This is a genomic window from Streptomyces sp. CHD11, assembly GCF_018638295.1.
Classification (GTDB): domain Bacteria; phylum Actinomycetota; class Actinomycetes; order Streptomycetales; family Streptomycetaceae; genus Streptomyces.
Genome location: NZ_JABTTS010000011.1, coordinates 20,863 through 44,442, shown reverse-complemented (window position 1 = coordinate 44,442; position 23,580 = coordinate 20,863). Strand labels below are relative to the sequence as shown.

21 protein-coding genes and 1 pseudogene are annotated in these 23,580 nt (G+C 72.7%); 12 read left to right on the top strand and 10 right to left on the bottom strand.

All coding sequences use genetic code 11. The features are described 5' to 3' along the window. Positions 1–2 precede the first annotated feature (2 nt). From HTV45_RS14880 to HTV45_RS14870, 3 genes are read left to right on the top strand one after another with little or no spacing between them, the layout of a single operon-like run. The gene (locus HTV45_RS14880; protein WP_215206237.1) at positions 3–947 is read left to right on the top strand and encodes a carbohydrate ABC transporter permease; all 945 of its coding nucleotides are present in this window, start codon (positions 3–5) and stop codon (positions 945–947) included. Continuing rightward, positions 944–1,801 carry a carbohydrate ABC transporter permease gene (locus HTV45_RS14875; RefSeq protein ID WP_215206236.1) on the top strand — a complete coding sequence of 286 codons (858 nt, stop codon included), beginning with the start codon at positions 944–946 and terminating at the stop codon, positions 1,799–1,801. The genes HTV45_RS14880 and HTV45_RS14875 overlap by 4 nt, the downstream gene beginning before the upstream one ends. A gap of 11 nt (positions 1,802–1,812) precedes the next feature. Then, positions 1,813–4,686, top strand: coding sequence for a glycoside hydrolase family 2 TIM barrel-domain containing protein (locus tag HTV45_RS14870; protein ID WP_215206235.1), 2,874 nt, complete (start codon positions 1,813–1,815; stop codon positions 4,684–4,686). Positions 4,687–4,713: 27 nt separating this feature from the next. Here the strand turns inward: HTV45_RS14870 and HTV45_RS14865 are convergent, their stop codons facing one another. Together HTV45_RS14865 and HTV45_RS14860 are read right to left on the bottom strand one after the other, a co-directional pair. After that, positions 4,714–5,268, bottom strand: a complete 555-nt coding sequence (locus HTV45_RS14865) for a hypothetical protein (RefSeq protein WP_308309612.1) — start codon at positions 5,266–5,268, stop codon at positions 4,714–4,716. Beyond that, positions 5,250–6,986, bottom strand: a complete 1,737-nt coding sequence (locus HTV45_RS14860) for a PHP domain-containing protein (protein WP_215206234.1) — start codon at positions 6,984–6,986, stop codon at positions 5,250–5,252. The genes HTV45_RS14865 and HTV45_RS14860 overlap by 19 nt, the downstream gene beginning before the upstream one ends. A gap of 1,323 nt (positions 6,987–8,309) precedes the next feature. Between HTV45_RS14860 and HTV45_RS14855 the strand changes: the two genes are divergently transcribed. Beyond that, positions 8,310–9,491: a hypothetical protein gene (locus HTV45_RS14855; protein ID WP_215206233.1), complete on the top strand. Its 1,182-nt coding sequence runs from the start codon at positions 8,310–8,312 to the stop codon at positions 9,489–9,491. Between the two features lie 13 nt (positions 9,492–9,504). Then, complete coding sequence (locus HTV45_RS14850) at positions 9,505–10,233, top strand: Rieske (2Fe-2S) protein (RefSeq protein WP_215206232.1); 729 nt, start codon at positions 9,505–9,507, stop codon at positions 10,231–10,233. Between the two features lie 72 nt (positions 10,234–10,305). Here the strand turns inward: HTV45_RS14850 and HTV45_RS14845 are convergent, their stop codons facing one another. Together HTV45_RS14845 and HTV45_RS14840 are read right to left on the bottom strand one after the other, a co-directional pair. Further along, positions 10,306–10,971 (bottom strand): response regulator transcription factor, encoded by a 666-nt coding sequence (locus tag HTV45_RS14845; RefSeq protein ID WP_215206231.1) that lies wholly within the window; start codon positions 10,969–10,971, stop codon positions 10,306–10,308. Positions 10,972–11,308: 337 nt separating this feature from the next. Then, positions 11,309–12,136 carry a class II glutamine amidotransferase gene (locus HTV45_RS14840; RefSeq protein ID WP_215206230.1) on the bottom strand — a complete coding sequence of 276 codons (828 nt, stop codon included), beginning with the start codon at positions 12,134–12,136 and terminating at the stop codon, positions 11,309–11,311. A 296-nt stretch (positions 12,137–12,432) separates the two neighbouring features. On the opposite strand from HTV45_RS14840, the pseudogene HTV45_RS14835 reads away from it, so the two are divergent. Continuing rightward, a pseudogene (locus HTV45_RS14835) lies at positions 12,433–13,827 on the top strand (DUF2252 domain-containing protein); the annotation flags it as partial. Between the two features lie 40 nt (positions 13,828–13,867). Continuing rightward, complete coding sequence (mmuM, locus tag HTV45_RS14830; RefSeq protein WP_215206229.1) at positions 13,868–14,785, top strand: homocysteine S-methyltransferase; 918 nt, start codon at positions 13,868–13,870, stop codon at positions 14,783–14,785. 118 nt (positions 14,786–14,903) lie between these two features. Here the strand turns inward: mmuM and HTV45_RS14825 are convergent, their stop codons facing one another. Beyond that, entirely contained in the window at positions 14,904–15,338 is a 435-nt protein-coding gene (locus HTV45_RS14825) for an Rrf2 family transcriptional regulator (protein WP_215206228.1), read from the bottom strand. A gap of 131 nt (positions 15,339–15,469) precedes the next feature. Between HTV45_RS14825 and HTV45_RS14820 the strand changes: the two genes are divergently transcribed. The 3 genes from HTV45_RS14820 (at position 15,470) to HTV45_RS14810 (ending at position 17,315) form a co-directional block, all read left to right on the top strand. Next, complete coding sequence (locus HTV45_RS14820) at positions 15,470–16,219, top strand: SDR family NAD(P)-dependent oxidoreductase (RefSeq protein WP_215206227.1); 750 nt, start codon at positions 15,470–15,472, stop codon at positions 16,217–16,219. A 163-nt stretch (positions 16,220–16,382) separates the two neighbouring features. After that, entirely contained in the window at positions 16,383–16,694 is a 312-nt protein-coding gene (locus HTV45_RS14815) for a DNA alkylation repair protein (protein ID WP_215206315.1), read from the top strand. A gap of 60 nt (positions 16,695–16,754) precedes the next feature. After that, complete coding sequence (locus HTV45_RS14810; RefSeq protein WP_215206226.1) at positions 16,755–17,315, top strand: DinB family protein; 561 nt, start codon at positions 16,755–16,757, stop codon at positions 17,313–17,315. A 17-nt stretch (positions 17,316–17,332) separates the two neighbouring features. Here HTV45_RS14810 and HTV45_RS14805 read toward each other — a convergent pair whose 3' ends face one another. After that, positions 17,333–18,877, bottom strand: coding sequence for a carboxylesterase/lipase family protein (locus HTV45_RS14805; RefSeq protein WP_215206225.1), 1,545 nt, complete (start codon positions 18,875–18,877; stop codon positions 17,333–17,335). 507 nt (positions 18,878–19,384) lie between these two features. Between HTV45_RS14805 and HTV45_RS14800 the strand changes: the two genes are divergently transcribed. Beyond that, positions 19,385–20,614 carry an MFS transporter gene (locus tag HTV45_RS14800; RefSeq protein WP_215206224.1) on the top strand — a complete coding sequence of 410 codons (1,230 nt, stop codon included), beginning with the start codon at positions 19,385–19,387 and terminating at the stop codon, positions 20,612–20,614. Here HTV45_RS14800 and HTV45_RS14795 read toward each other — a convergent pair. Both HTV45_RS14795 and HTV45_RS14790 read right to left on the bottom strand, forming a co-directional pair. After that, positions 20,589–21,272, bottom strand: a complete 684-nt coding sequence (locus HTV45_RS14795; RefSeq protein ID WP_215206223.1) for a ThuA domain-containing protein — start codon at positions 21,270–21,272, stop codon at positions 20,589–20,591. The genes HTV45_RS14800 and HTV45_RS14795 overlap by 26 nt on opposite strands. After that, complete coding sequence (locus HTV45_RS14790) at positions 21,269–21,454, bottom strand: hypothetical protein (RefSeq protein WP_215206222.1); 186 nt, start codon at positions 21,452–21,454, stop codon at positions 21,269–21,271. Before HTV45_RS14790 ends, HTV45_RS14795 begins: the two co-directional genes overlap by 4 nt. A gap of 90 nt (positions 21,455–21,544) precedes the next feature. Between HTV45_RS14790 and HTV45_RS14785 the strand changes: the two genes are divergently transcribed. Beyond that, positions 21,545–21,946, top strand: coding sequence for a VOC family protein (locus HTV45_RS14785; protein WP_215206221.1), 402 nt, complete (start codon positions 21,545–21,547; stop codon positions 21,944–21,946). On the opposite strand, the gene HTV45_RS14780 is transcribed toward HTV45_RS14785, so the two are convergent. Continuing rightward, positions 21,929–22,618, bottom strand: coding sequence for a helix-turn-helix domain-containing protein (locus HTV45_RS14780; RefSeq protein WP_215206220.1), 690 nt, complete (start codon positions 22,616–22,618; stop codon positions 21,929–21,931). The two genes, HTV45_RS14785 and HTV45_RS14780, sit on opposite strands and share 18 nt — an antisense overlap. Positions 22,619–22,628: 10 nt before the next feature. After that, a complete protein-coding gene (locus HTV45_RS14775; protein ID WP_215206219.1) occupies positions 22,629–23,564 on the bottom strand; it encodes an AraC family transcriptional regulator in 936 nt (311 codons plus the stop codon). Between the last annotated feature and the right edge of the window lie 16 nt (positions 23,565–23,580).

Here is a 23,580-nt window from a genome sequence, read left to right as displayed (position 1 = left end):
CGATGCCGACCACCACCACGCGCGAGGCCACCGCCCCCGCCCGGTCACGGCGCAGGCGGCGGGCCGGCAGCACCCTCGCCTTCTGGCTGTTCACCGGCCCCTTCCTCATCGGTCTGCTGGTCTTCGTCTACGTCCCCATCCTCTGGAGCGCCTGGCTGTCGCTCTTCGAGGCCCGCTTCACCGTCACGCCCAGCGAGTTCGTCGGCTTCGAGAACTACCGCCTCATGCTGACCGACGACGCGTTCACGGGCTCCCTCGTCACCTTCACCGTCTTCGCCGCGATCATCGTCCCCACCACCTGGGCCCTGTCGCTCGCGCTCGCGCTGGCGGTGAACCGGCTGCGCTTCCTGCGCGCGTTCTTCCGGTCGGTGTTCTTCCTGCCGACGGCGGTGAGTTACGTCGCCGCCTCGCTCGTCTGGAAGATGTCCATCTTCAACGGCGTGCGCTTCGGGCTCGCCAACACCGTCCTCGGTGTGTTCGGCGTCGACAACACCGCCTGGCTGGCCAGCCCGGACCCGCCCTGGTACTGGCTGGTCATCGTCACCGTACGGCTGTGGCTGCAGGCCGGCTTCTACATGATCCTGTTCCTGGCGGCACTGCAGAACATCCCGCCGGAGCTGTACGAGGCGGCCGCCATCGACGGAGCGAAGCCCGGCTGGCAGACGTTCCGGCACATCACGCTGCCGCAGCTGCGGGCGACCTCGACGGCGGTGGTCCTGCTGCTGCTCGTCGCGGCGTACCAGGCCTTCGACGAATTCTTCAACCTGCTCAACAGGACCACCTGGGGGCGGCCACCCCTGGTCGAGCTGTACTACAAGGCGCTGGGCGAGAGCCAGGACTACGGCGCGGGCAGCGCGGGCGCGCTGATCCTGACGGTGCTGATCTGCCTGGTGACGCTGGTCCAGGGCCGGATCATGGGCTTCGGCAAGGGGGAGGGAGCCAAGTGACCACCAGGACATCGCGCCGGGCCCGCCGCGGGAGCGTCATCGGCTCGGCGGGCCTGTACGCCGCGACGGGCCTCGCCGGGCTGCTGTTCCTCGTCCCGTTCTACCTGATCGTGCGGGGCGCCCTGTCCACGGACGCCGAGATCACCGGCGAGGAGTGGACGTTCTTCCCCGCCGACATCCAGTGGGGCAACCTGACCGAGCCGTTCGACGATCCGACGGTCGACTTCGCCCGGTCGATGTGGAACTCGGCGGTCGTCGGCGTGGCGCACACCGTCGGCACCCTGCTGGTCTGCTCGCTCGCCGGCTACGGCCTCGCCCGCATCCCCTACCGGCACGCCGACAAGGTGTTCTACGCGGTGCTGGTGACCCTGATGGTGCCGACCGCGGTCACCTTCGTGCCCAGCTTCGTGCTGGTCTCCTCGCTCGGCTGGGTGGACAGTTACCGCGGTCTGATCATCCCGGGCCTCTTCAGCGGTTTCACCTGCTTCCTCTTCCGGCAGTACTTCCTCGGGTTCCCGAGGGAGTTGGAGGAGGCGGCGCGGGTGGACGGGCTCGGGTACTGGGGCGCGTACTGGCGGGTCGTCGTGCCGAACTCGCTGAACTTCTTCGCCGCCATCGCCACGATCACCTTCATCAGCGGGTGGAACTCCTTCCTGTGGCCGCTGGTCATCGGCCAGGACCCGAGCGCCTGGACCGTCCAGGTGGCCCTCTCGTCCTACATGACCAACCAGACCGTCAACTTCCACCTGATCTTCATGGCCACGGCCATTTCCATCCTCCCCCTGGTGTGTGTGTTCCTGTTCCTCCAGCGCTGGCTGGTCCAGGGCATCGCACAGACCGGGATCAAGGGCTGAACAGGAGACCCATGTCATCGCGCACCCCGGCGGGCGGCCCGAGCGGCTATGTCGAGGACGTCTCTCCCGGCCGCGGGGTCCTGCCCCCGCGTGCCTGGTACGCCTCCTCCGACGCGGCATCCCTCTCCCTGAACGGCTGTTGGCGCCTGCGGGTGTCGGAGACCGCCGACGCCGAGGACGGTTCCTTCGCCCGGCCCGGCTACGACGCCGGCGACTGGGCGGAGGTGACCGTGCCCGGCCACTGGGTGCTCCAGGGCCACGGCGTGCCGATCTACACCAACCACCTCTATCCCTTCCCCGTCGACCCGCCGCACGTCCCCACCGAGAACCCCACCGGCGACCATCTGCGCCTCTTCGACCTGCCCGGTGACTGGCCGGGCGGGGGCGACGCCGCACTCCGCTTCGACGGGGTCGAGTCCTGTGCGAGGGTCTGGCTGAACGGCACCGCCATCGGGGAGTTCAAGGGCTCCCGGCTGCCGCACGAGTTCGCCGTCGGGCAGCTGCTGAAGCCGTCCGGGAACGTCCTCGCGGTACGGGTCCACCAGTGGTCGGCCGGCTCGTACCTGGAGGACCAGGACCAGTGGTGGCTGCCCGGCATCTTCCGTGACGTGACGCTGCTGCACCGCCCGGCGGGCGCGGCCGGCGACTTCTTCGTGCACGCCGGCTACGACCATGTCACCGGCGAGGGCACCCTGCGCGTCGACTCCGACGCCGCGGGCCGGGTGACCGTACCGGAGCTGGGCATCGACATCGCCGCCGGCGAACCGGTGACGCTCCCGGTCCGGCCGTGGACGGCTGAGACACCCCGCCTGTACGACGGGGTGCTCGCCACGGCGGGCGAACGCGTGCCGCTGCGCATCGGCTTCCGCACGGTCGCCCTGGACGACGGCGTGATCAAGGTCAACGGGACGGCGCTGCTGTTCAAGGGCGTCAACCGGCACGAGTGGCATCCGCGCCTCGGCCGCGCCCTGGACCTCGGCACCATGCGCGAGGACGTGCTGCTGATGAAGCGGCACAACATCAACGCCGTCCGCACCTCCCACTATCCGCCGCACCCCGCCTTCCTCGGCCTGTGCGACGAGTACGGGCTGTGGGTGATCGACGAGTGCGACCTGGAGACCCACGGGTTCGTCGAGCAGGACTGGCGGGACAATCCCGTCGACGACGACCGCTGGACCCCCGCCCTGCTCGACCGCGCCGCCCGCATGGTCGAGCGGGACAAGAACCATCCGTCGGTGGTGATGTGGTCGCTCGGCAACGAGGCCGGCACCGGACGCGGGCTGACCGCGATGGCCGACTGGATCCACGGCCGGGACCCGTCCCGGCCGGTGCACTACGAGGGCGACTCCGACTGCCGCGACACGGATGTGTACTCGCGCATGTACCTGCCGCACGCGGAGGTGGAGCGGGCCGCCCGCGGCCTGGACGGCGGCACCCGGCGCAGGCGCGAACTGCCCCTGATCCTCTGCGAGTACGCGCACGCCATGGGCAACGGCCCCGGCGGACTCACCGAGTACCAGGAGCTGTTCGAGCGGTACGGCCGGCTCCAGGGCGGTTTCGTCTGGGAATGGATCGACCACGGCGTCGAGCACCCGCAGCTGGGCTACGCCTACGGCGGTGACTTCGGGGAGGAGCTGCACGACGGCAACTTCGTCTGCGACGGACTGGTCTTCCCCGACCGCACTCCCTCACCGGGACTCACCGAGTACAAGAAGGTGATCGAGCCGGTCCGGATCGACGCGGGTGAGACGGACGGCACCGTACGGGTGACCAACCGGTACGACTTCGCGGACCTGTCGCATCTGGAGTTCTCGGTCTCCTACCAGGTGGACGGCATGCCGGCCGGGACGCGCCCGCTGACCGTGCCCCCGCTCGCCCCCGGAGGGTCGGCCGAGGTCAAGCTGCCCGCGGCCCCGGACGGACAGGGCGAGGAGGTGCAGTGGACGGTGGAGGCACGGCTCGCCGAGGACACGCCCTGGGCCGGGCGGAACCACGAGGTGGCCTGGGCGCAGCGGACGGTGACCCGCCGGGCTCCGCTGCCCGCGGCGGCCGGCGTGAGCCCCGCCGTCCAGGGGGACCGGATCACCCTGGGCCCTGCGGTCTTCGACGCCCGCACCGGCGCGCCGCGCACCCTTCTCGGTGTGCCGGTGTCCGGTCCGCGCCTGGACGTGTGGCGGGCGCCCACCGACAACGACGACGGCGCGCCCTGGCAGCCGGACACCCGGTACGGGCTCCGCTGGCGTGAGCTGGGCCTGCACCGTATGCGGCACCGCCTCGAGGCCGTCGAGCCGGACGGCGACGGCCTGACCGTACGCACCCGGGTGGCGCCCGCCGGCCGGGCGACGGGCCTGCGGACGGCGTACCGCTGGACGTCCGACGGCACCCGCGTCCGGCTGACCGTCTCGGTCGTGCCGGAGGGCGACTGGCGGGTCCCGCTGCCCCGGCTCGGCATCCGTCTCGGCCTCCCCGGGGCCACCGCCGAGGACGCCGTCTTCTGGTTCGGCGGCGGGAACGAGTCGTATCCGGACTCCCGGGCGGCCTCGAAGGACCTGCTGTGGGACGCGAGTGTCCGGGAGCTCCAGACGCCCTACGTCCGCCCGCAGGAGAACGGCGCCCGCGCGCACGTGCGCTGGGCGGAGATCGGCGGCCTGCGGGCCGACGGCGACCCGGAGTTCTGGTTCACCGCCCGTCCCTGGACCACCGAGGACCTGGACGCCGCCCGGCACCGCACCGACCTCGTCCCCGGGGACACGGTCTGGGTCAACCTGGACCACCGCCTGCACGGTATCGGCTCCCAGTCCTGCGGCCCGGGCCCGCTGCCCCGGTACCACCTGTGGCCCGAGCCGGCGGAGTTCTCGTTCGTCTTCTCGCAGCCGCACGACTGAGGCGATGACGCGCGGCCGGCACCCGGCTCAGTGGTCCGCGCAGCAGGGTGTGGGGTCCGGGGCCTCGAACGGCACGAGGGTGCCGCCCAGGGCCGGTGTGGCGGCGAGGACGAGTTCGCCCCGCTGCCACTGCGGTCGCACATGGTCACGGGTCACCACGCGGGTCCGAGGGTCCGGTGGCGCGGACGTGCCCAGCACCGTCACGCGGACGATCGCGGACGCGGCGATCAGCTCCGCGACCGTCATCGTGCCGGTGAGGGCGCGGGCGCCCGGATAGAGCACCGCGCGCCCGACCGCGTCGGGCAGTCCCGGTCCGGGTCGCGGTTCCGGTTCCGGTTCCGGGGAGACGGAACCGTATCCCGCGAGCCGCTGCCGGAGGGTGTCCGGGAGCGGCCGCGAGGGCAGGTGCAGGGACGCCACGACGCGCGGCCGGTCGCCGCGCACCAGGTGGGTGCAGCCGAACACGTCCTCGGGCAGGGCGAGTTCGTCTGCCATCCGGTGCAGCAGGTGGTCCGCGTCGAGCAGGTCCCTGATGCCCGCGTCCACGGTGAGGGCGTACGGCGTCACGACGGCAGGACCCACACCGGGTTGGTGTAGAACCACAGGTCGCGCCACGGGTCGGCGTCCCCGACGACGTCGAGGGCCGGGCCCGCCGGGTCGGTCTTCGCCCCCATCGCGCCGACGGCGGACCGGTTGCCGTCCGTGCCCCGCAGCCGGACGTACACCGGGTGGTCCACGCGGCCGAGGTCGAAGGTGACGCGGACGGTGCCGGCCGGCTTGCCGATCTCGTACGAACGGACGACCTTCGCCGTGGGGGCGGTGAACGTGTCCCGGTCGGCGACAGGGCCGGTGACATCGCCCTGGATGACGTCGACGCGGGCGAGCTCCGGTGTGAACCCGGCCCAGTTGTTCCCGCCGGCGAGTGCGATGTCGGCGGTCAGGGTGACCGTGGTGCCCTTGCGCACGTGCAGCGCGCCGCCGAGGGTGGCCCAGCGGCTGCCGCCGGAGACCCGGACGTCGAGGCCGCTGATGAGCTGTCCGTGGTCGACCCAGATGCGGCCGGCCCGGATGCCGTCCATGACGGCGGCGTAGGAGAAGCCGTCGGCGCCGACATGGGTGCGGCTGTACTGTCCGGGCCAGAAGTCGCCCTGGGTGACGTCGATCTTTCCGGCGTACACGGGGTCGTCATAGCGGCCGTTGGCCGCGAAGTCGCCTCCGCCCCGGGCGCCGGTGTCGGCGTACACCTGGTGGGAGTCGGAGTTCGCGGTGATCCACCAGGGCCGGCCCTCGGCGAGGAGGCTGTCCCACAGGCCGCCGACGGTGGCGGTCATCCAGTCGAAGCCGCCCCAGGTGCGGTAGCTCTCCAGCGGGTAGCCGGGGAAGGAGTTGGCGCCGGGGCTGCCGTCGTAGATGCCGCGGGCGCGGCCCATGCCGAGGGGCTCCGGAAGGCCGGCGGCCTGGTGGCCGGGGGCGCCCTCGAAACCGACGGCGATCTGCCGGTCGCCGGTGCCGGTGGCGTCGCGCCAGGCACGGATCTCGTGCGGGGAGTCGATGCCCTTGCGCGCGGGGTGGTTGGCGAGCATCAGCGCGTCCTTGATCTTGCGCCGTCTGACCTGGTCGGCGAGGAAGCCGAGGCCGGCGACGGCGAGTGCCTCGTTGGCGGGGGTGGAGTCGCCGGCGCCCCGGACGCTGCCGTCGTAGTCGGTTTCGAACTGCTTGAGGACCGAGACCTCGTGGCGGCCGGGGTGGACGAAGACGGTGCCGTGTTCGGCGGCCGGGATGTTCCACTCCAGGCCCTGGAAGACGAGGGTGTCCTCGTGGGCGGTCCGGGCCTCGCGGATGTCCGGGTTGACCTTCTCCACGCCGATCTTCGCGTGCGTGGTGCTGCCGTGGTCGGTGATGACCAGCCAGTCCATGCCGTGCCGGGCGCCCTGGCGGACCTGGTCGACGACGCGGTACTTGCCGTCGCTGCTGTACTGGGTGTGGATGTGGTGGTCGCCCGCCAGCCACAGGAACCCCCTGCCCTTGCCGGGCCCCTTGCCGCGCCGGCTGTCGCCCGCCGCGTGTGCGGGAGTGGCCCCGCCGGCGCCGGCGCCGGCGGGCAGCACGGTACCGGCCGCGAGGCCCGCACCGAGCAGCCCGGCCCGGCGCAGCAGCGTGCGGCGCGACCTCTGTCCGGGGTTCAGCGCCTCGTCCGGCACGGAGGTGTCGAAGGCGGCGGGCAGGGGCGCCGTCGCCTCGTCCTGGTGGTCGTGACCGTGGTGATGGTGGTGCGGTCCGTGTGCGTGCCCGTGACCCATGACATGCCTCCTCGATGCCGCGACGTGAGCACGCCGCGAATGGAGGATCGACGCGGCGCGTGAACGGGGAACAACCGCCGAATGAGCCCCACATGCCCCGGACACGACGGCTCGCCGCACCCCGGTGCGGGCCAGGCCCGCTCGCCGGACCCCGTAGTGTCCTCCGGGCCGCGCGCCGGACCGGTGAGGAGGCCGGGGCCGCGTTCGCCGGCGCCGACCGCGGGTACGGCGCGACGCACCCGGCTGGGACGCGGCCGCCCACGTCCGCCCGGCCCCTGCCCGTGACGGGTGTGAGACGGCGGAAACAGCGGTACGGACGGTGAGCTGGAGCCGTTCCGGGATTCCCTAGGATGGAATCGTGCCGCAGTCGTCTGTCGCAGCCCAGGGGGAGGGATCGCGCCTTGCCCCAACCGCCCCTGAGGAGTCATCCGTTGACGCCCGTGCGCACCGATCCGTCGCCCTCCGGACCGGACGGCGGGGCGTCCCGCCCCGGACGGTTCGTGGGCTGGCTGGGCGGGCTCGGATGTCTGGCCGCCGGGTACGGAGTGTTCCAGTTCCTGTTCCAGGTGCTGCCCGGTTCCCTGGGCGGCGAGGCGGCGAAGTACCTGATCGCCTCGGTGAGCGGGTTCGGCACGGCGCTCGCCGCGTGGCTGGCGGCCGCGCTGGTACGGGTCCGGGCTCCGTCCACCGAGTGCCCGGGGAGGCATGATCCCAGGCGCACGGCAGCGGCCGGAGTGTCCGTGCCCTCTCCGTCCGTGCCCTCTCGCCCTGGCCTCACGGGACGGCACGGACCTGGGACGCCCCGGTTCCGGACGGAGCGCCCCAGGGGCTCATCCCACCCCGACTTCCCCCTTCGACACCAGAGGCTGATCGGCGAGTTCCCGCGTGGACACCGTTCAGTCGCTCAGCGGGACGACCTCATGTCCCGTACGTCACCCGCTGGTTGGTATCTCCGCCGCAGAGGGGTGCGCTGACCGACGCCGAGTCGGCCGCGGCCCGCCTTCCGGCCCGGCCGCCGCACGCGGGTGTGCCGGCCGGGTCGTGCAGGGGGTCGCCGTCGATCTCCTTGCCCTGGCGGTAGCAGCTCCTGGTCTCGTCAGGGCTGTCCCGTGGATGATCTGACGTCCGTGGGCGCGACTTGGGGCCCAGTCGCGACGGGCCGTGATTCCCGTGCGCTGTCGAACGGCGCTCCGGAGAGAAGTACCGTGGTACCACCTCCCTCCCGAAGATGACGACCGCGGTACGACGAAACAGGAGGGAAACGAGCCTAGCGTTCAGGCCATGACGAAACCTGGAATTCCACTGCGGAGGTCAGGGGCGGCCATGATGGCGCTGGCAACGGCGTTCGCTGTCGGCGCCTGCGGGTCGGACTCCGACAACAGTGCGGCGCCCGCCGCGCCCAGCTCGCACGGCGCGCACGCGGGCGGGTCATCGGCTCCACCGCAGCCACTGCGCGCCGGCGAGCGGTTCGTCGATCTGAAGATGGCCAAGGCCTACACGCCCGCGCCGCCGGACGGCGCCGTGGACGAGTACCGGTGCCAGGTGCTCGATCCGGGCCTGACCAAGGAGGCGTTCCTGACCGGGACCCAGGTCATGCCGGAGAATGTCGCCATCGCGCACCACGGCATCGTGTACGCGGTGCCGCCGGGCGGCGCTGCCGCGGTGCGCGAGCAGGACGCGAAGACTCCCGGCCTCGGCTGGCAGTGTTTCGGCGGGACCGGCGTGGACGGCGCCGACGTGGAGGGCGACGACGAGGGCGCCGCCCCGGGCGCGGCGTGGGTGGAAACCTGGGCGCCGGGCGCCACGGAGACGCTGCTCGACCAGGACGCCGGCTACAAGCTGGAGCCGGGCAGCCTGCTCGTCCTCCAGATGCACTACAACCTGCTCGCGACCGACGGCAAGCCAAGCGGGTCGGACCGCTCGGCGGTGCGGCTGCGGCTGACGGACGGCACGCCGCAGACCCGGGAACTCGAGACCTGGTCGCTCGACGCGCCCACCGACCTGCCCTGCGCCGCCGACGAGTCGGGTCCGCTCTGTGACCGGGAGGCGTCGATCGCGGACGTGACGAAGCGGTTCGGGCCGGATGTCGGCGAATTCGCGGACCGTCAGGCGGAGGAGTGCAACGAGGGCGGCGCGCCGAAGCCCGGTGACACCCAGTCCTGCGACCACGAGGTGGAGGCGCCGGTGACGGTGTTCGCCGGTTTCGGTCACATGCACATGCTCGGGCGGTCCATGAAGGTCGAACTCAACCCGGGCACACCGAAGGCCAAGGTCCTGCTGGACGTGCCGCAGTTCGACTTCGACAACCAGCGGATGGTGAAGCTGCCGTCGCCGGTGGAGGTCGGTCCGGGGGACACGCTGCGGGTGACGTGTACGCACGACGCGGGGCTGCGCAAACAGCTGCCGCAGCTGAAGAAGCTGCCGCCGCGCTACGTTGTCTGGGGCGACGGCACCGGCGACGAGATGTGCATCGGCATCATGACGGTCTCCCCCCGCACGTCCTGACGAAGCGTCGGAGATGTGTGAGCTCACTGAGGTCGACAAGCCGGGAGAACACCACTGTTTGCGCTCAGGAGGCATCGTCCTGCCAGTTCCGACACGCCGCACGGTTGTCTGCGGCCTGCCGGCCGGTCTGGTCGCACCGGTCTCCCTGGCCGCCTGCTCGTCCGGGACACCCGCCGCCGATCCGCCCGCCGGAGGATCCTCCGGCTCCGGTGGCACGCCGTTGGCCAAGCCGGCCGACGTCCCGGTCGGGAGCGGGGCGATCGTGGACGGACCGTCAGGCAAAGTCCTGATCGTCCGGCCATCGGAGAACGAAGTCAAAGGGCTCGACCCGCTCTGCCCCCACGCGGGCGTCACCGTGTCCCGACCGGCGGGCGGCACCGTCACATGCCCCGGCCACGGCAGCGTCTTCGACGCCGGGACCGGCGACATGAAGAAGGGGCCGGCGACCACCGGTCCGACCCCGATCCCGGTGAAGATCAGCGGCGACTCGGTCGTGACCGCCCAGAAAGGTGTCGGACGGCCCGCCGGAACCCGGCGGGCCGTCCGGCCCAGGGACAGTGGCCGCACTGGTCGATCAGCGCGACGCCACCGTTCGGGAGAAGCCTCGCCGGCGCCTTCACCGGCCGCACACCCGTCAGACAGTGCTGCGCGCCACCGAGCACCGATGTCGGTGCCTTCACCGCAGCGAGCCTTCCGGCCATCTTCCGGTGGCTGCACGCCGAAACCTGCTCGACAGCTCTGAACTCACACCCGTGCGGCGTCATGGCAGTCGGCCGGGCACGGCCGCGCCCCGACGGACGCGCGAGACGAAGCGCTAGATCGGCCGGGTGAGTCTCAGGTCGTAGGCGAGGATGACGGCCTGGATCCGGTCCCGTGCGCCGATCTTGGCGAGGACCCGCCCGACGTGAGTCTTCACCGTCGACTCCGCCAGCGTGAACCGTTGCGCTATCTCGCCGTTGGTGAGGCCGTGGCCGATGGCGACGAGGATCTCGCGCTCGCGGCCGGTCAGGGAGTCCAGCCGGGGGTCCTTCCGCACGGTCCCGCAGAGGTCTTCGCCGAGCCGGTCGGTGAACGCGTCGAGCAGTCGCCGGGTCAGCGCCGGCGCGATCACCGCCTCCCCGGCGGCGACGGCCCGGATGCCGGCGAGCAGCTCCTCCGGGCGGATGTCCTTCAGCAGGAAACCGCTCGCCCCGGCCCGCAGCGCGGCGAGCGCGTACCGGTCCACGTCGAACGTCGTCAGCAGCAGGATCCGCGAGCGCCCACCGGCGGCGACGATGCGCCGGGTGGCCTCGATCCCGTCGACGCCCGGCATGCGGATGTCCATCAGCACCACGTCGGGATGCAGTTCGGTGGTCCACCGAACGGCCTCGGCGCCGTTCTCGGCCTCGCCGACCATTTTGATGTCGGGGGTGCTCTCCAGCAGCATGCGAAACCCGAAGCGCTGCAGCGGCTGGGCGTCCACTACGAGCACAGAGATCATGAATGGCTGCCTTCAGGGTCGCGTAGACGGTCCAGCCACCGTCCGATGCGGGGACGACGCCGACCGTGCCGCCGTGGAGCGCGGCACGGTCGGACAGGGCGACAAGGCCGAGACCCGCGTCGCCCGGCGATGCACATTTCATACCGAGCGAACCTGAGACGACTGTTAGAACGGCGCTCGGACCGGCCGGCCGCCGGAGTCGCGGTTGCCGGGCAGCGGGCGGCCGACCGCCACCGCCAGCCGGGCGTCGGCGTCGATGACGACTGGTGGTCGGTGGAGTACCGGTGTTCCTGGACTGCTCGGCGACGGTGAAGCAGCCGTGACCGGACCCGTACTTCTACACGGGCGCGAAGTCGGCCATCCGGTCGCCCTCCGGCTGGACGACGCCGTACGACCCCTCCGGGACCGCGTTCCAGGCGCCGGGGAGGTCCCCCAGGGGCTCGGAGACGATGAGACGCGCGTCGTCGGAGAGCTCGCGCAGGAAGGCCAGGTCGGGGTGGAGGGAGCGCAGGGTCTCCACCCGGCTGCTGTAGAAGAGCGAACGGGACCGCCGCTGGCTGGAGTAGCGGAACGCCCACAGGCGCGCCCCGTCGGTCACCGCGACCGTCATCTGCACCGGGAACTCCACACCGTGCGCACGGCCGGTGCGCTCCACCAGACCGGCCATCCGGGCCACCGCGCCCGGCGGGTCCTCCTCCAGGCCCAGGGTGAGCGCCAGATAGAACATCATCTCGGAGTCCGTGGACCCCTCGATGTCGGCGAACAGGCCGGGGTCGACGGCCATCGCGAGATCGCGCCGCATGAGGTGGAACCCGTCGATGGCGCCGTTGTGCATCCACATCCAGGGGCCGTGGCGGAACGGATGGCAGTTGGTCTGCTGCACCGCCGTACCGGTGGAGGCGCGGATGTGGCCGAAGAACAGCGGCGAGACCACGTGCCGGGCGATCTCCCGCAGATTGCGGTCGCTCCAGGCCGGTCCGATGTCCCGGACGACGGCGGGGCTGCCGGTGTCCTCCCCGTACCAGCCGACACCGAACCCGTCGCCGTTGGTGGTCTCGACGCCCATCTTGGCGTGCAGGCTCTGGTCGATCAGTGAGTGGGCCGGCCTGTAGAGGATGCTGTCGATCAGGATCGGAGTGCCCGAATAGGCGAGCCACCGGCACATGTCCACCGCCTTCCCGGCCCCGCCGCCACGGCTCGGGCGAGGCACCGCTGCCCCGCCGGGTACCCATCCGGCCGGGTGGGACGCGAGCCGGGCGACCCCCCTGCTCCGTTCCGGGCCGCCGGCCCCGGCACACCGCCGGCTGCCGTCCCCGGCCTGTGCGCCTGCCCCCCCGGCGCACGTCCATCGCCTCCCCCACGGCGGGTGATCACGCCGGAGACCATGCACGATGGGATGAAGGACGAGAAGGCGCGGCAGCCCCGCGGAAGCGCGGCTCACGGCGCAGGCGGGAGGCGGCGATGCCCGTACCGGGTCCGTTCGGCGGCGCCCCTTCCCCGGCCGAGCGGGCCGCCCGTGGCAAGGACGCGCGACGCCGGACGTCCCGCTCGTCCCACGGTCGGCTCGAACCCGCCCCCGGACGGCGCGACCCCGTGGGGATCATCGAGCGGCAGTCGGCGACCCGGCTGCCCGGGCTGGTGCCGGTCCGCTACGGCCGGATGCTCGAATCCCCCTTTCGGTTCTACCGGGGAGCGGCCGCGATCATGGCGGCGGACCTCGGGCCGGCCCCGGACACCGGGCTGACCGTGCAGCTCTGCGGAGACGCCCATCTGCTGAACTTCCGGCTGCTGGCCTCACCGGAACGTCGCCTGGTGTTCGACATCAACGACTTCGACGAAACGCTCGCCGGCCCCTTCGAATGGGACGTGAAACGGCTGGCGGCCAGCCTCGCCATCGCCGGCCGGGCGAACGGCTTCGCGACCGGCGTGCAGGACGACACGGTGCGCGCCTGCGTGGCGGCGTACCGCGGCCGGATGCGCGCATTCGCCGGGATGCGCACCCTCGACATCTGGTACGCCCAGGACGACGCCGACCGGCTACGGGACCTGATGGCCTCGTCGATGGACCGCGAGACCCGGCGCCGTACGGCCAGGGCGACCGCCCGCGCCCGGTCCCGCACCCACCTCCGCGCCTTCGCGAAACTCACCCGGTCCACCGCCGACGGGCGCCGCATCACCCCCGACCCACCCCTGATCACACCGCTGGACGACCTGCTGGACGGCCCCTCGGCCGAGGAGCGGGCCCTGCGGGAGGTCCTGGACGGATACGCACGGTCGCTGTCGTCGGAGCGGCGGCACCTGCTGCGGCGCTACCACCTGGTCGACATGGCCCGGAAGGTGGTCGGCGTCGGCAGCGTCGGCACCCGCTGCTGGATCGTCCTCCTCCTCGGCCGGGACGACGACGACCCCCTGCTGCTCCAGGCCAAGGAGGCGCAGGAGTCGGTGCTCGCCCCGCACACGGACGGCGAGCGCTACGACAACCAGGGCCGCCGCGTGGTCGCCGGCCAGCGGCTGATCCAGACGACCAGCGACATCCTGCTCGGCTGGACCCACGCCGTGGGTCTCGACGGACGCCCCCGCGACTTCTACGTCCGTCAGCTGCGCGACTGGAAGGGCATCGCCCGCCCGGACACCATGGACCCGGCCATGCTGTCGCTCTTCGCCCGCCTCTGCGGGGCGAGCCTGGCGCGGGCCCACGCCCGTTCCGGTGACCCCATCGCCATCGCCGCCTACCTGGGCCGGGGCGACCGCTTCGACCGGGCGCTCACCGGGTTCGCCCAGGACTACGCCGACCGCAACGAGCGCGACCTCGAGGCGCTCACGGCCGCCGTCCGCTCCGGCAGGGTGCGCCGAGAGCATGTGACCGGTGAGCCGTGCACCGATTACCGTCGGCGCCATGAGCACCGGCACCGCACCCTCCCTCGTCCAGGCCCTGGCGGACGGCACGGTCGTCCTCGACGGCGGCATGTCGAACCAGCTGGCGTCGGCGGGGCACGACCTGAGCGACGAGCTGTGGTCGGCCCGGCTGCTCGCCGAGGACCCGGAGGCGGTGACGGCGGCCCACCTCGCGTACTTCGACGCGGGCGCGGACGTCGCGATCACGGCGAGCTACCAGGCGACGTTCGGGGGCTTCGCCCGGCGCGGGACCGGCCGGGAGGAGGCGGCCGCGCTGCTCTCGCTGAGCGTCGGGTGCGCCCGGGAGGCGGCCCGGCGCTCCCGCGCCTCCCGCCCCCTCTGGGTCGCGGCCTCGGTCGGCCCGTACGGGGCGATGCTCGCGGACGGCTCGGAGTACCGGGGCCGCTACGGGCTGTCGGTCACGGAGCTGGAACGCTTCCACCGCCCCCGCATGGAGGTCCTGGCCGCCGCGCGCCCCGACGTCCTGGCCCTGGAGACCATCCCCGACACCGACGAGGCCGAAGCCCTGCTCCGTGCCCTGCGCGGCCTCGGCGTACCGGCCTGGCTGTCGTACTCGGCGGCCGACGGCCGCACCCGCGCGGGCCAGCCGCTGGAGGACGCGTTCGCGGCGGCCGCGCGGGCGGACGAGGTGATCGCGGTCGGCGTGAACTGCTGCACGCCAAAGGACGCGGATCACGCGGTCGCGCTCGCCGCCCGGGTCACCGGTAAACCGGTCGTGGTCTATCCCAACAGCGGGGAGGAGTGGGACGCGGGGGCGCGGGCCTGGACCGGCAGTCCGACCTTCACCGCCTCACGCGTCACGGGATGGCGGGAGTCGGGGGCCCGGCTGATCGGGGGCTGCTGCCGAGTCGGCCCGGAGGCGATCTCGTCGATCGCGGGCACGCTCCGGGCGCCGTAGCGAACGCACACCGAACGACCCTGCCGGGCCCCCGTTCCGCAGCCGTATCCCGGTCATCGGCGGAGATGACGTGTGCATCGAACGGCTACGGTCCCCGCGGCAGGGCGCAACAGGGAGGCTAGCGAGGTGCCGCGAGTACGTCCCGGAGTACGTTCTCGAGCGTGACCCGGGCCAGTTGGTGCCTCAGGGTCTCCTCGATGCCCTCGTAGATGCCCTGCATCGCCGGCTGGATGCCGTGACCCACTACGCATTCCTGGTCCGGGGTGGTGCGGTGCATCGCGAACAGCGGGCCGGGTTCCACTGCCTCGTACACGTCGAGCAGGGTCATCGACTCCAGCTCACGCGCCAGCGACCAGCCCGCGCCCGCGCCCCGCCGGGACTCCACGAGCCCGGCCCTGCGCAGCTCGCCGAGCAGCCGCCTGATCACCACGGGGTTGGTGTTGGCGCTGGCCGCGATCTGCTCGGAGGTGGCGATCTCATGGCCCTGGCGCTGGTAGAGACCGATCCAGGCCAGCGCGTGGGCGGCGATGGTCAGCCTGCTGTTGGCGCTCATGAGCCCTTCCTCCCGGTCGCAATGCCTCATGCTACGACGGCACAGTCGTAACAGAGATGGTTGCGACAAGCTGTCGTAACAACTAACGTTGCGACTGTCGGGGGGAAGGTCGATTCAACGAGGTGGGAAGAATGAGCAAGCCACTCATGGGCAAGGTCGCCCTGGTCACCGGGGGGTCGCGCGGACTGGGAGCCGCGACCGTACGCCTGCTGGCCGAGCAGGGCGCAGACGTCGCCTTCACCTACGTCAGCTCCGAGAAGCAGGCGCAGGCCGTCGTCGACGAGGTGCACGGCAAGGGAGCCAAGGCCGTCGCCTTCCAGTCCGACCAGGCGGACACGAGCCGGGCGCCGGCGCTGATCGACGACGTGGTGGCGCACTTCGGCGGCCTGGACATCCTCGTCAACAACGCGGCGGTCTCCGTGGCCGGCACGGTGGACGACCCGGACGCCGACACAGCCGCCCTGGACCGGATGCACGCCACCAACTATCTCGGCGTGATCGCCGTCATCCGGGCCGCCTCCCGAGTCCTGCGCACGGGCGGCCGCGTCATCACGGTGAGTTCCGGGCTGGGCTCCCGGGTCGGCGCCCCCGGTCTTGCCGACTACGCGGCGACCAAGTCCGGGATCGAGAGGTACACCATGGGCGTCGCACGCGACCTCGGATCCCGGAACATCACGGCCAACGTCGTGGAGGCGGGAATGATGGAGGGCGGCATGCGACCGCCGGACCCCGAGACCCTCAATGCCCTGGTCAGCTCGCTGTCCATGCAACGCATGGGGCACCCCGACGAGATCGCCGCGGCGATCGCCTTCCTGGCGAGCCCCGCCGCGTCGTACGTCACGGGCGCGGTGCTGGACGCCCACGGCGGATACAACGCCTGAACCCGACCCCCCGCGCGCCCCGAGGGACATCGCGCCTTCGGGGCGCGCACCGCCGACGACCCGCGACATGGCGTGGTCCTGAGGACGTCACCCGGCGACTACCGCGGCATCCGGCCAGGCCGGCGTCATACGCTGGGACTCGCATGTGAGAGAGGATGCCGAGGTGGCCGGGACGACGACACTCACCGAGGTGACGGCCGAACTGGCCGCGCTCCAGGACCCGAAGATCCGCGCGGTGAACGAGAAACACGGTGACGACCACGGGGTGAACCTCGCCAAGCTGCGGGCGGTCGCGAAGCGGTTGAAGACGCAGCAGGAACTGGCGCGTCGGCTCTGGAAGACGGGGGACGCCCGTGCGATCGGAATCGGTGAGCGGCTGGAGGTGCTCAAGGACTATCCGACGTCCCCGGGGTGCACGTCTCCGTTCGCTCCGGTGTGGATCAGCGAGATGGTGGGACGGCGGGAGGGGACCTGATCAGCCGGGTCCGTAACAATGGGCTGGCGGGGCCGGGCGCGTGGCGTCGAGCATGGGGCCATGACCGATGAACCCGCGCGATGGACCCGGGCGACCGTCTACCCCGACATGTGGGCCGACCCGGACGCCGATCCCCGTAACAACGACGGCCCCGCGCCGGACGGGGAGTTGGCGACGCTGGTGGATGTGCTGACGAACTACCGGCTGACCCTGCGGATGAAGTGCGAAGGGCTGGACGCGGAGCAGTTGGCGCGGCGGTCGGTGCCGCCGTCGACGATGTCGCTGCTGGGACTGGTGCGTCATCTCGCCGAGGCGGAGCGGGACTGGCGCAACTGGATCAGCGACGGGGAGCCGCTGCCGAAGCTGTACGGCAGGCGGGACGGGGACTTCGACGACGCCGTGGGCGATCCGGGCATGGTCGAGGCCGCTTACGCGGATCTGGAGCGGGAGCAGGCCGCGACCGACGCCGCGCTCGCCCCTCACACGGATCCGGGCGAACGCCTGGGAAAGGAAGGCGTCGCGGTGCGGGAGCTGTTGGTGCACCGGGTCGAGGAGTACGCCCGTCACTGCGGGCACGCGGACCTGTTGCGTGAGTGTGTCGACGGGCGTGTGGGGCAGTAACGGGTGGGCCGGGCCGCTCAGTCGCGGCGGAGGGCGCCCGTGCGGCGCAGGCGTCGGATGACCGAGCGGAGTTCGGGGGGCGGCGGGGTGACGTCCGGGGTCTCCGGGGCGGTCCACAGCGCGAGTTCGCGGTCGCGCGGGCCGTGGACGGTGTGCGGGGGGCCGTCGCCGAAGACCCGCACCGGGTGGTCGGTCCCCCACTGTTCCCACCCGGGGGAACCGTCGGTGACGAACCGTACCCAGGCACCGTGCATCGCGTCGGAGAGGTCCTGCGGCGCACCCTCGCCGGCGAGCTTGCGGGCGGCGGGTTCGTCGCCGCTGTCGAAGACGAAGCCCAGCTCGAGGGCATGGCAGGCGCCCATGCCGGGGCGGCGGGAGGGCCACGCGAACTCGTAGACGTGGGCGGGCTCCGTGCGGCCGTCCGCCAGGCGGTGCAGGGGGGCGCGCAGCAGGTGGTCGGTGACCATCTGGCCGACCGTCTCGGCGGTGCCGGCGTCGGGGTGCAGGGTGCGGTAGCCGCGCGGGACCTCGCTGCCGCAGTGGCAGCGGGCCATCGCGCCGGCCAGGGCGACCGTGCCGAGGCGGTCGACGCGTTCCAGCAGGCCGCCGGGGACCAGCCAGAGGCGGTACTCGTCGCGGGTCCAGCCGGTCAGCAGGTCGACGCCGGGGGCCGCGCCGTCCGTGAGGGCTTCCAGGGGGTCGCGGGGGACGAGGTCGCCGTCGACGACGATGCCGAAGGCGGGGCCGCCCAGTACCGGGCTGCCGAGGCGGCCGATGTCGGCCTGGGCGCGGAGCAGGCGCCCGCGGCCGGCGGCGGCGAAGGCCTCGGCGGTGGCGGGGATTTTCAGGCGATGGGCCATACGGCGGACCATGCGGCGTACCTTGTCGCGGTCCGTCACCTCGGGCGGGCCGCTCTGCAGGACCGCCCGGCGGACCAGGCCCCGCGCCTGCGGGGCGGCGAGGAGCACGCCCGCGCTGATCGCTCCGGCGGACTGGCCGCCGAGGGTGACGCGGGCGGGGTCACCACCGAAGGCGGCTATCGAGGCGTGGACCCAGTGGAGGGCGGCGAGCTGGTCGCGCAGGCCGGGGTTGGCTGGGGCGTCCGGGAAGAGGCCGTAGCCCTCGACGCCCAGCCGGTGGTTGAGCGACACGAACACCACACCGTCGCGGGCGAAGGCGCGGCCGTCGTAGACGGGGACGGCGGAGGAGCCCCTGATCAGGGCGCCGCCGTGCAGCCATACGAGCACGGGGAGCCGGGCGTCCGGGGACGGGTCCGGGGTCCACACGTTGAGGCTGAGGCAGTCGTCGCCGGGGATCTCCGGGTCGGAGAGGTACTGGGCGAAGGCCTCGGAGTACGGGGGTTTCGGGGCCGTCGGACCGAAGGCACCGGCGTCGCGTACGCCGTCCCAGGGCTCCGGGGGGACGGGCGGGCGGAAGCGGCGGGGACCGAAGGGGGGTGCCGCGTAGGGAATGCCCCGGAACACGGCGACGTCGCGTTCCCAGCGGCCGCGTACGGCGCCGTACGGAGTCCTGATCACGGGGTTCTCCCGGCCTGCTGTCATGTGCCCACCAGCCCTTCACCGCGCCGTGCTCACGCACCGGCCCCGCGCTCGGGCCATCGGCCCGAACCCACCGGTGACACTTCAGAGCACCCCAACGCCCGTCGGTATTCCTGTCCCGTGTGAGAGTTCTTCCCAGCCCGGTGTGCCGGACCTCCGGCCAGGAGCACTTTCCCTCAGTTCTCCGTCCGGTGGTACGCGGGTCCCCGGTGGTTTTCCGTCCGGTGGTACGCGGGTTCCCGATGGCCCGTGCCTGCGCCGCCGGATACGTCCCCGGCCGATTCCCCGTGACACAGCTCACGGCGGTGTGCGCCCCGGTCTCGGAATGCGCGCCCCTCCCTTCTTGCTGCACTCCTTATGGGCTCACTCTGTCCATGGGCCTGCCCTGTCCCGGGGTGCGCCGGGCAATGGTGCTCAGCGCGACCGGGAACGAGAGCCGGGGACGACCGAAGGCCTCGGTCATTCCCCCCTCGATCCCGGCCCGCTGTCTTCGAAAGGTTCTCCCGCACCATGCCCCTGGCTCTGCTGGCCCTGGCCGTCGTCGCGTTCGGTCTCGGCACCACCGAGTTCGCCACCATGGGGCTGCTGCCCCAGATCGCCGACGGGGTCGGCGTCTCCGTGCCGGACGCCGGCAACCTCGTGTCGGCCTACGCGCTCGGCGTCGTCGTCGGCGCCCCCGTGCTGACGGGCATCGGCGCGCGCATGCCCCACAAGCGGCTGCTGCTGCTCCTGACCGGGCTGTTCGTCGTCGGCAACGTCGCGTCCGCGCTCGCCCCCACCTACGGCTCGCTCTTCGGCGCGCGTTTCCTGACGGGGCTGCCGCACGGGGCGCTGTTCGGGGTGGGCGCCGTCGTGGCGTCCCGGCTGGTCGCCCCCGACCGGGCCGCGCGCGCCGTCTCGAGGATGTTCCTCGGACTCACCGTGGCGAACATCGTCGGCGTCCCCGCCGGCACCGCCCTGGGACAGCAGCTGGGCTGGCGGTCCGCCTTCGTCGCGATCGCCGTCATCGGCCTCGTCGCGCTCGCCGCACTGGCCCTGTTCGTCCCCCACCAGCCCCGCGGCGGGCAGTCCGGCATCCGGCACGAGCTGCGGGCGATGGGCAACCGGCAGGTCGCGATCGGCCTGGCCGTCGCCGTGGTGGGATTCGGCGGCTTCTTCGCCGTCTACAGCTACCTGGTGCCCATCCTGACGAACGTCACGGGCATCTCCGACGCCTCGACCACCCTGGTCCTCGCCCTCTACGGCGTCGGCATGACCCTCGGCACGCTGATCGCGGGCCCGCTCACCGACCGCGCCCTGCGCCCGACGCTCTACGCCGGCCTGGCTCTGCTCGCCGCGGCACTGGTGACGTTCTCCTTCACCGTCCACAGCCTCTGGCCCGCCCTGGTGACGATCACCTTCATCGGCGCGCTGGGCTCCCTCATCACCACGCCCGTCCAGATGCTGCTCATGGCCAAGGCGAAGGACGCCCCGACGATGGCGGCGGCCTCCAACCACTCCGCCTTCAACCTGGCCAACGCGGGCGGCGCCTGGCTCGGTGGTCTGGCCCTGTCGGCGGGCTGGGGCTGGACCTCGCCCGCCCTGGTCGGCGCCGTCCTCGCCGTGGCCGGCCTCGGTCTCGCCGTCACGGGCGGCATGCTGAACCGGGACGGCCGCCGCTCCGAGGTGATCACCACGTCCGGCACCGGGACCCCGGCGGAAGCCGGCCCCGTCGTCAAGGCCGCCCGTCTCCCGGACTGACGCGCTCCCCCGCCCCGGCCGCCGCCCAGCCGGTCCCGCCGCGCAGGTGGGCGCGGAACGCGGGGTCGCCGTAGGCCTCGGCGGCATGCCCGAGCGCGGTGTAGAAGACCCGGCCGGCCCCCTGCCCGCGGCACCACGCCAGGGGGTGGTCGGGGCCCATTCCGCCTCCCTCGTACGACGACTCGTCGGCCGAGACGAGGATCCGGGCGGTGGCCCGCGGGCTGGTGCGGAAGTCGTACCACTCGTCGGTGAACTCCCAGACGGGGGGCAGGTGCCGGGTCGCCGGATGGCCGTGGTCCTCGACGACGGCGCGTCCCGGCTGGAGGGCCGGGTGCCGGTGGAAGCGGGCGCCGAGGAGCTCGCCGTAGTACGGCCAGTCGTACTCCGTGCAGGCTGCGGCGTGTACGCCCACGAACCCGCCGCCCGCCTCCACGTACCCGGCCAGCCGCTCGCGCCCGGCCGGGGTGAGCACCTCGCCGCTGGTGGAGAGGAAGACGACGGCGGCGTAGCGGCCGAGCGGCGCCTCGAGGGCCCGGGGGTCCTCGGTGGCATCGACGTCGAAGCCGCCCGGGCCGCGCAGGGCGGCGACACCGGCCGGAATGGAATCGTGCCGGTAGTCGGTCGTGCGCGTGTAGACCAGGAGGGCGGGGGCGGTCATGCGCCGGAGCCTACGTGAGGGGTCCGGACCCGGGCGTGCGCCGGGCGTCGCGGCCCCGGCGCCGTGTCCCCCTTGCTGTCGAACAGCTCGTCGTACTCGTTCTCGGTGGTCGGCACGAAGGGCGGGCGTGTGACGGCGGCGTTGACGAACATGCCGTCGGCCGTGCCGAGCGCGTCCTTCACCCGGTCGGTCGGATACCCCCGCGGGTCCGGTCCGGCCGATGTCCGATTCCTTCAAGACCCGTCCGGCGGGCCGGCCCTACCGTCGGCCGCATGAGCGCACGATTCGATGCCATCGGAATGGTCGTCCCGGACATGGCCGCCTCCGTCGCCTTCTACCGGCGGCTCGGGTTCGCCTTCCCCGACGGGGCCGAGACACAGGGACACACGGAAGCGGAACTGCCGGGCGGACTGCGGTTCATGATGGACACGGAGGAGGTGGTCCGGTCCTTCCACACGGGGTTCGAGCCGCCGAGGGGCGGGGGCAGGACCTCGCTGGCACTGCGCTGCGACGGTCCCGCGGAGGTCGACTCACTCTTCGGGGAGATGGTCGCCGCCGGCAGCCGCTTCGAACTCAAGCCGTGGGACGCGGTGTGGGGACAGCGCTACGCCGTCCTCCTCGACCCGGACGGCAACGGCGTGGACCTGTTCGCCCCGCTACCGGCGGACGAGTAGCTCGCTCAGCGACAGGCCCGTCAGAGTCCGTACGTCACGCGCGAGATGCGGCTGGTCCGCGTACCCGCCGCGGATCGCCGTCTCCGCGAAGGGGACACCCGCCAGGGCCAGTTCCAGGGCGCGGCGCATACGGAGGATGCGGGCCAGGGTCTTCGGGCCGTAGCCGAACGCCGTCAGGGAACGGCGGTGCAACTGGCGTGCACTGACGCCCAGTTCGTCGGCGGTCGCGGCGACCGGGCGGCCCTCGGCGAGGGCCGCCACGAGACGGCCGAGCAGGGGGTCGGGCGGGGCGACCCCCGCTGCCAGGCGCAGGGCCAGATCCTCCAGGCCGTGTACCGGGTCGTCCGCCGCGTCGACCCGGGCGGTGAGGCGGCGTACGTCCGCCGCGGGCCACAGGTCGGCCAGGTCGACACGGCGGTCGCGCAGTTCGTGGGCGGGGACGCCCAGCAGGGCCGGTGCCGTGCCGGGAGGAAAGCGGATGCCCGCCCAGGTGGCCGGCGGCCCCCCGGTGACGTGCGCCCGGGTGTCGGGGCCGGCGACCAGCAGCCGGCCGTCCTTCCAGAGCAGGTCCATGCAGCCGTCGGGCAGCACCCTGCCCTCCACGCCGCTGGCGGAGGGCGAGTTGGTCCACACGACCGCGCCCGTCAGCCGTGACGCCCGCTCCCTGTACACCTCACCCAGGTTACGCCGGGCGGGTCCGCCACTCCTGCGGGCTGACGTCGTAGGCCCGTTTGAAGGCGGTGGACAGGGCGAAGGCGCTGCCGTAACCGACCTGGCGGGCGATCGCGCCGATGGTGTCGTCGGTGTCGCGGAGGCGGTCCGCGGCGAGGGCCAGGCGCCACCCGGTGAGGTACGTCATCGGGGGTTCGCCGACGAGCCGCGTGAAGCGGCGGGCCAGCGCGGCGCGGGAGACACCGGCCTTCGCGGCGAGTCCGGCGACCGTCCACGGGTGGGCGGGGTCGTCCTGGAGCAGCCGTACGACCGGACCGACGACCGGGTCGGCCCGCGCCCGGTACCAGGCGGGCGGTTCCGCCTCGGGCCGGTCGAACCAGGTCCGCAGCGCCGCGATGACCAGCAGGTCGAGCAGCCGGTCCAGGACGACCTCCTGACCGGGTGCCTCGCGGACGATCTCGTCCATGAGGAAGGGGGTGAGCGGGCAGTCCCACACCTCGGCGGTGAGGGAGAGCAGCGGTGGCAGCGCGTCCAGCAGCCGTCCGCCGATCTCGCCGCGCATCTGGTAGGTGCCGATCAGCATCACCGTCGCGCCGTCCGGGCGGTCGCCCCAGGTGCGGACGCCGAGGTCCATGACGCCGTTCAGGGGCCGTCCGTCGGGGTAGTGACACTCGCCGCCGGGCAGGATCAGCGCCTGCGGGGCCGTCCCCGGGGCGTCGGCGCAGGTGTACGGGGCCGGGCCGCGCGCGATGACGAGGTCGCCGGGGCTCATCAGGAGGCGTTCGCCCTCGTCCGGCACGATCCACGCCCGGCCACGGACGAGGAGCATCACCGTCAGCGGGGCGCGGTCCTCCACGCGGACCGCCCACGGCGGGTCGAAACACGCGCGGATCATGAACGCGCCGCGGGCCCGGGGGCCTTCGAGCAGGCCGGTGAGTGCGTCCATGGGCTCAGCGTAGACG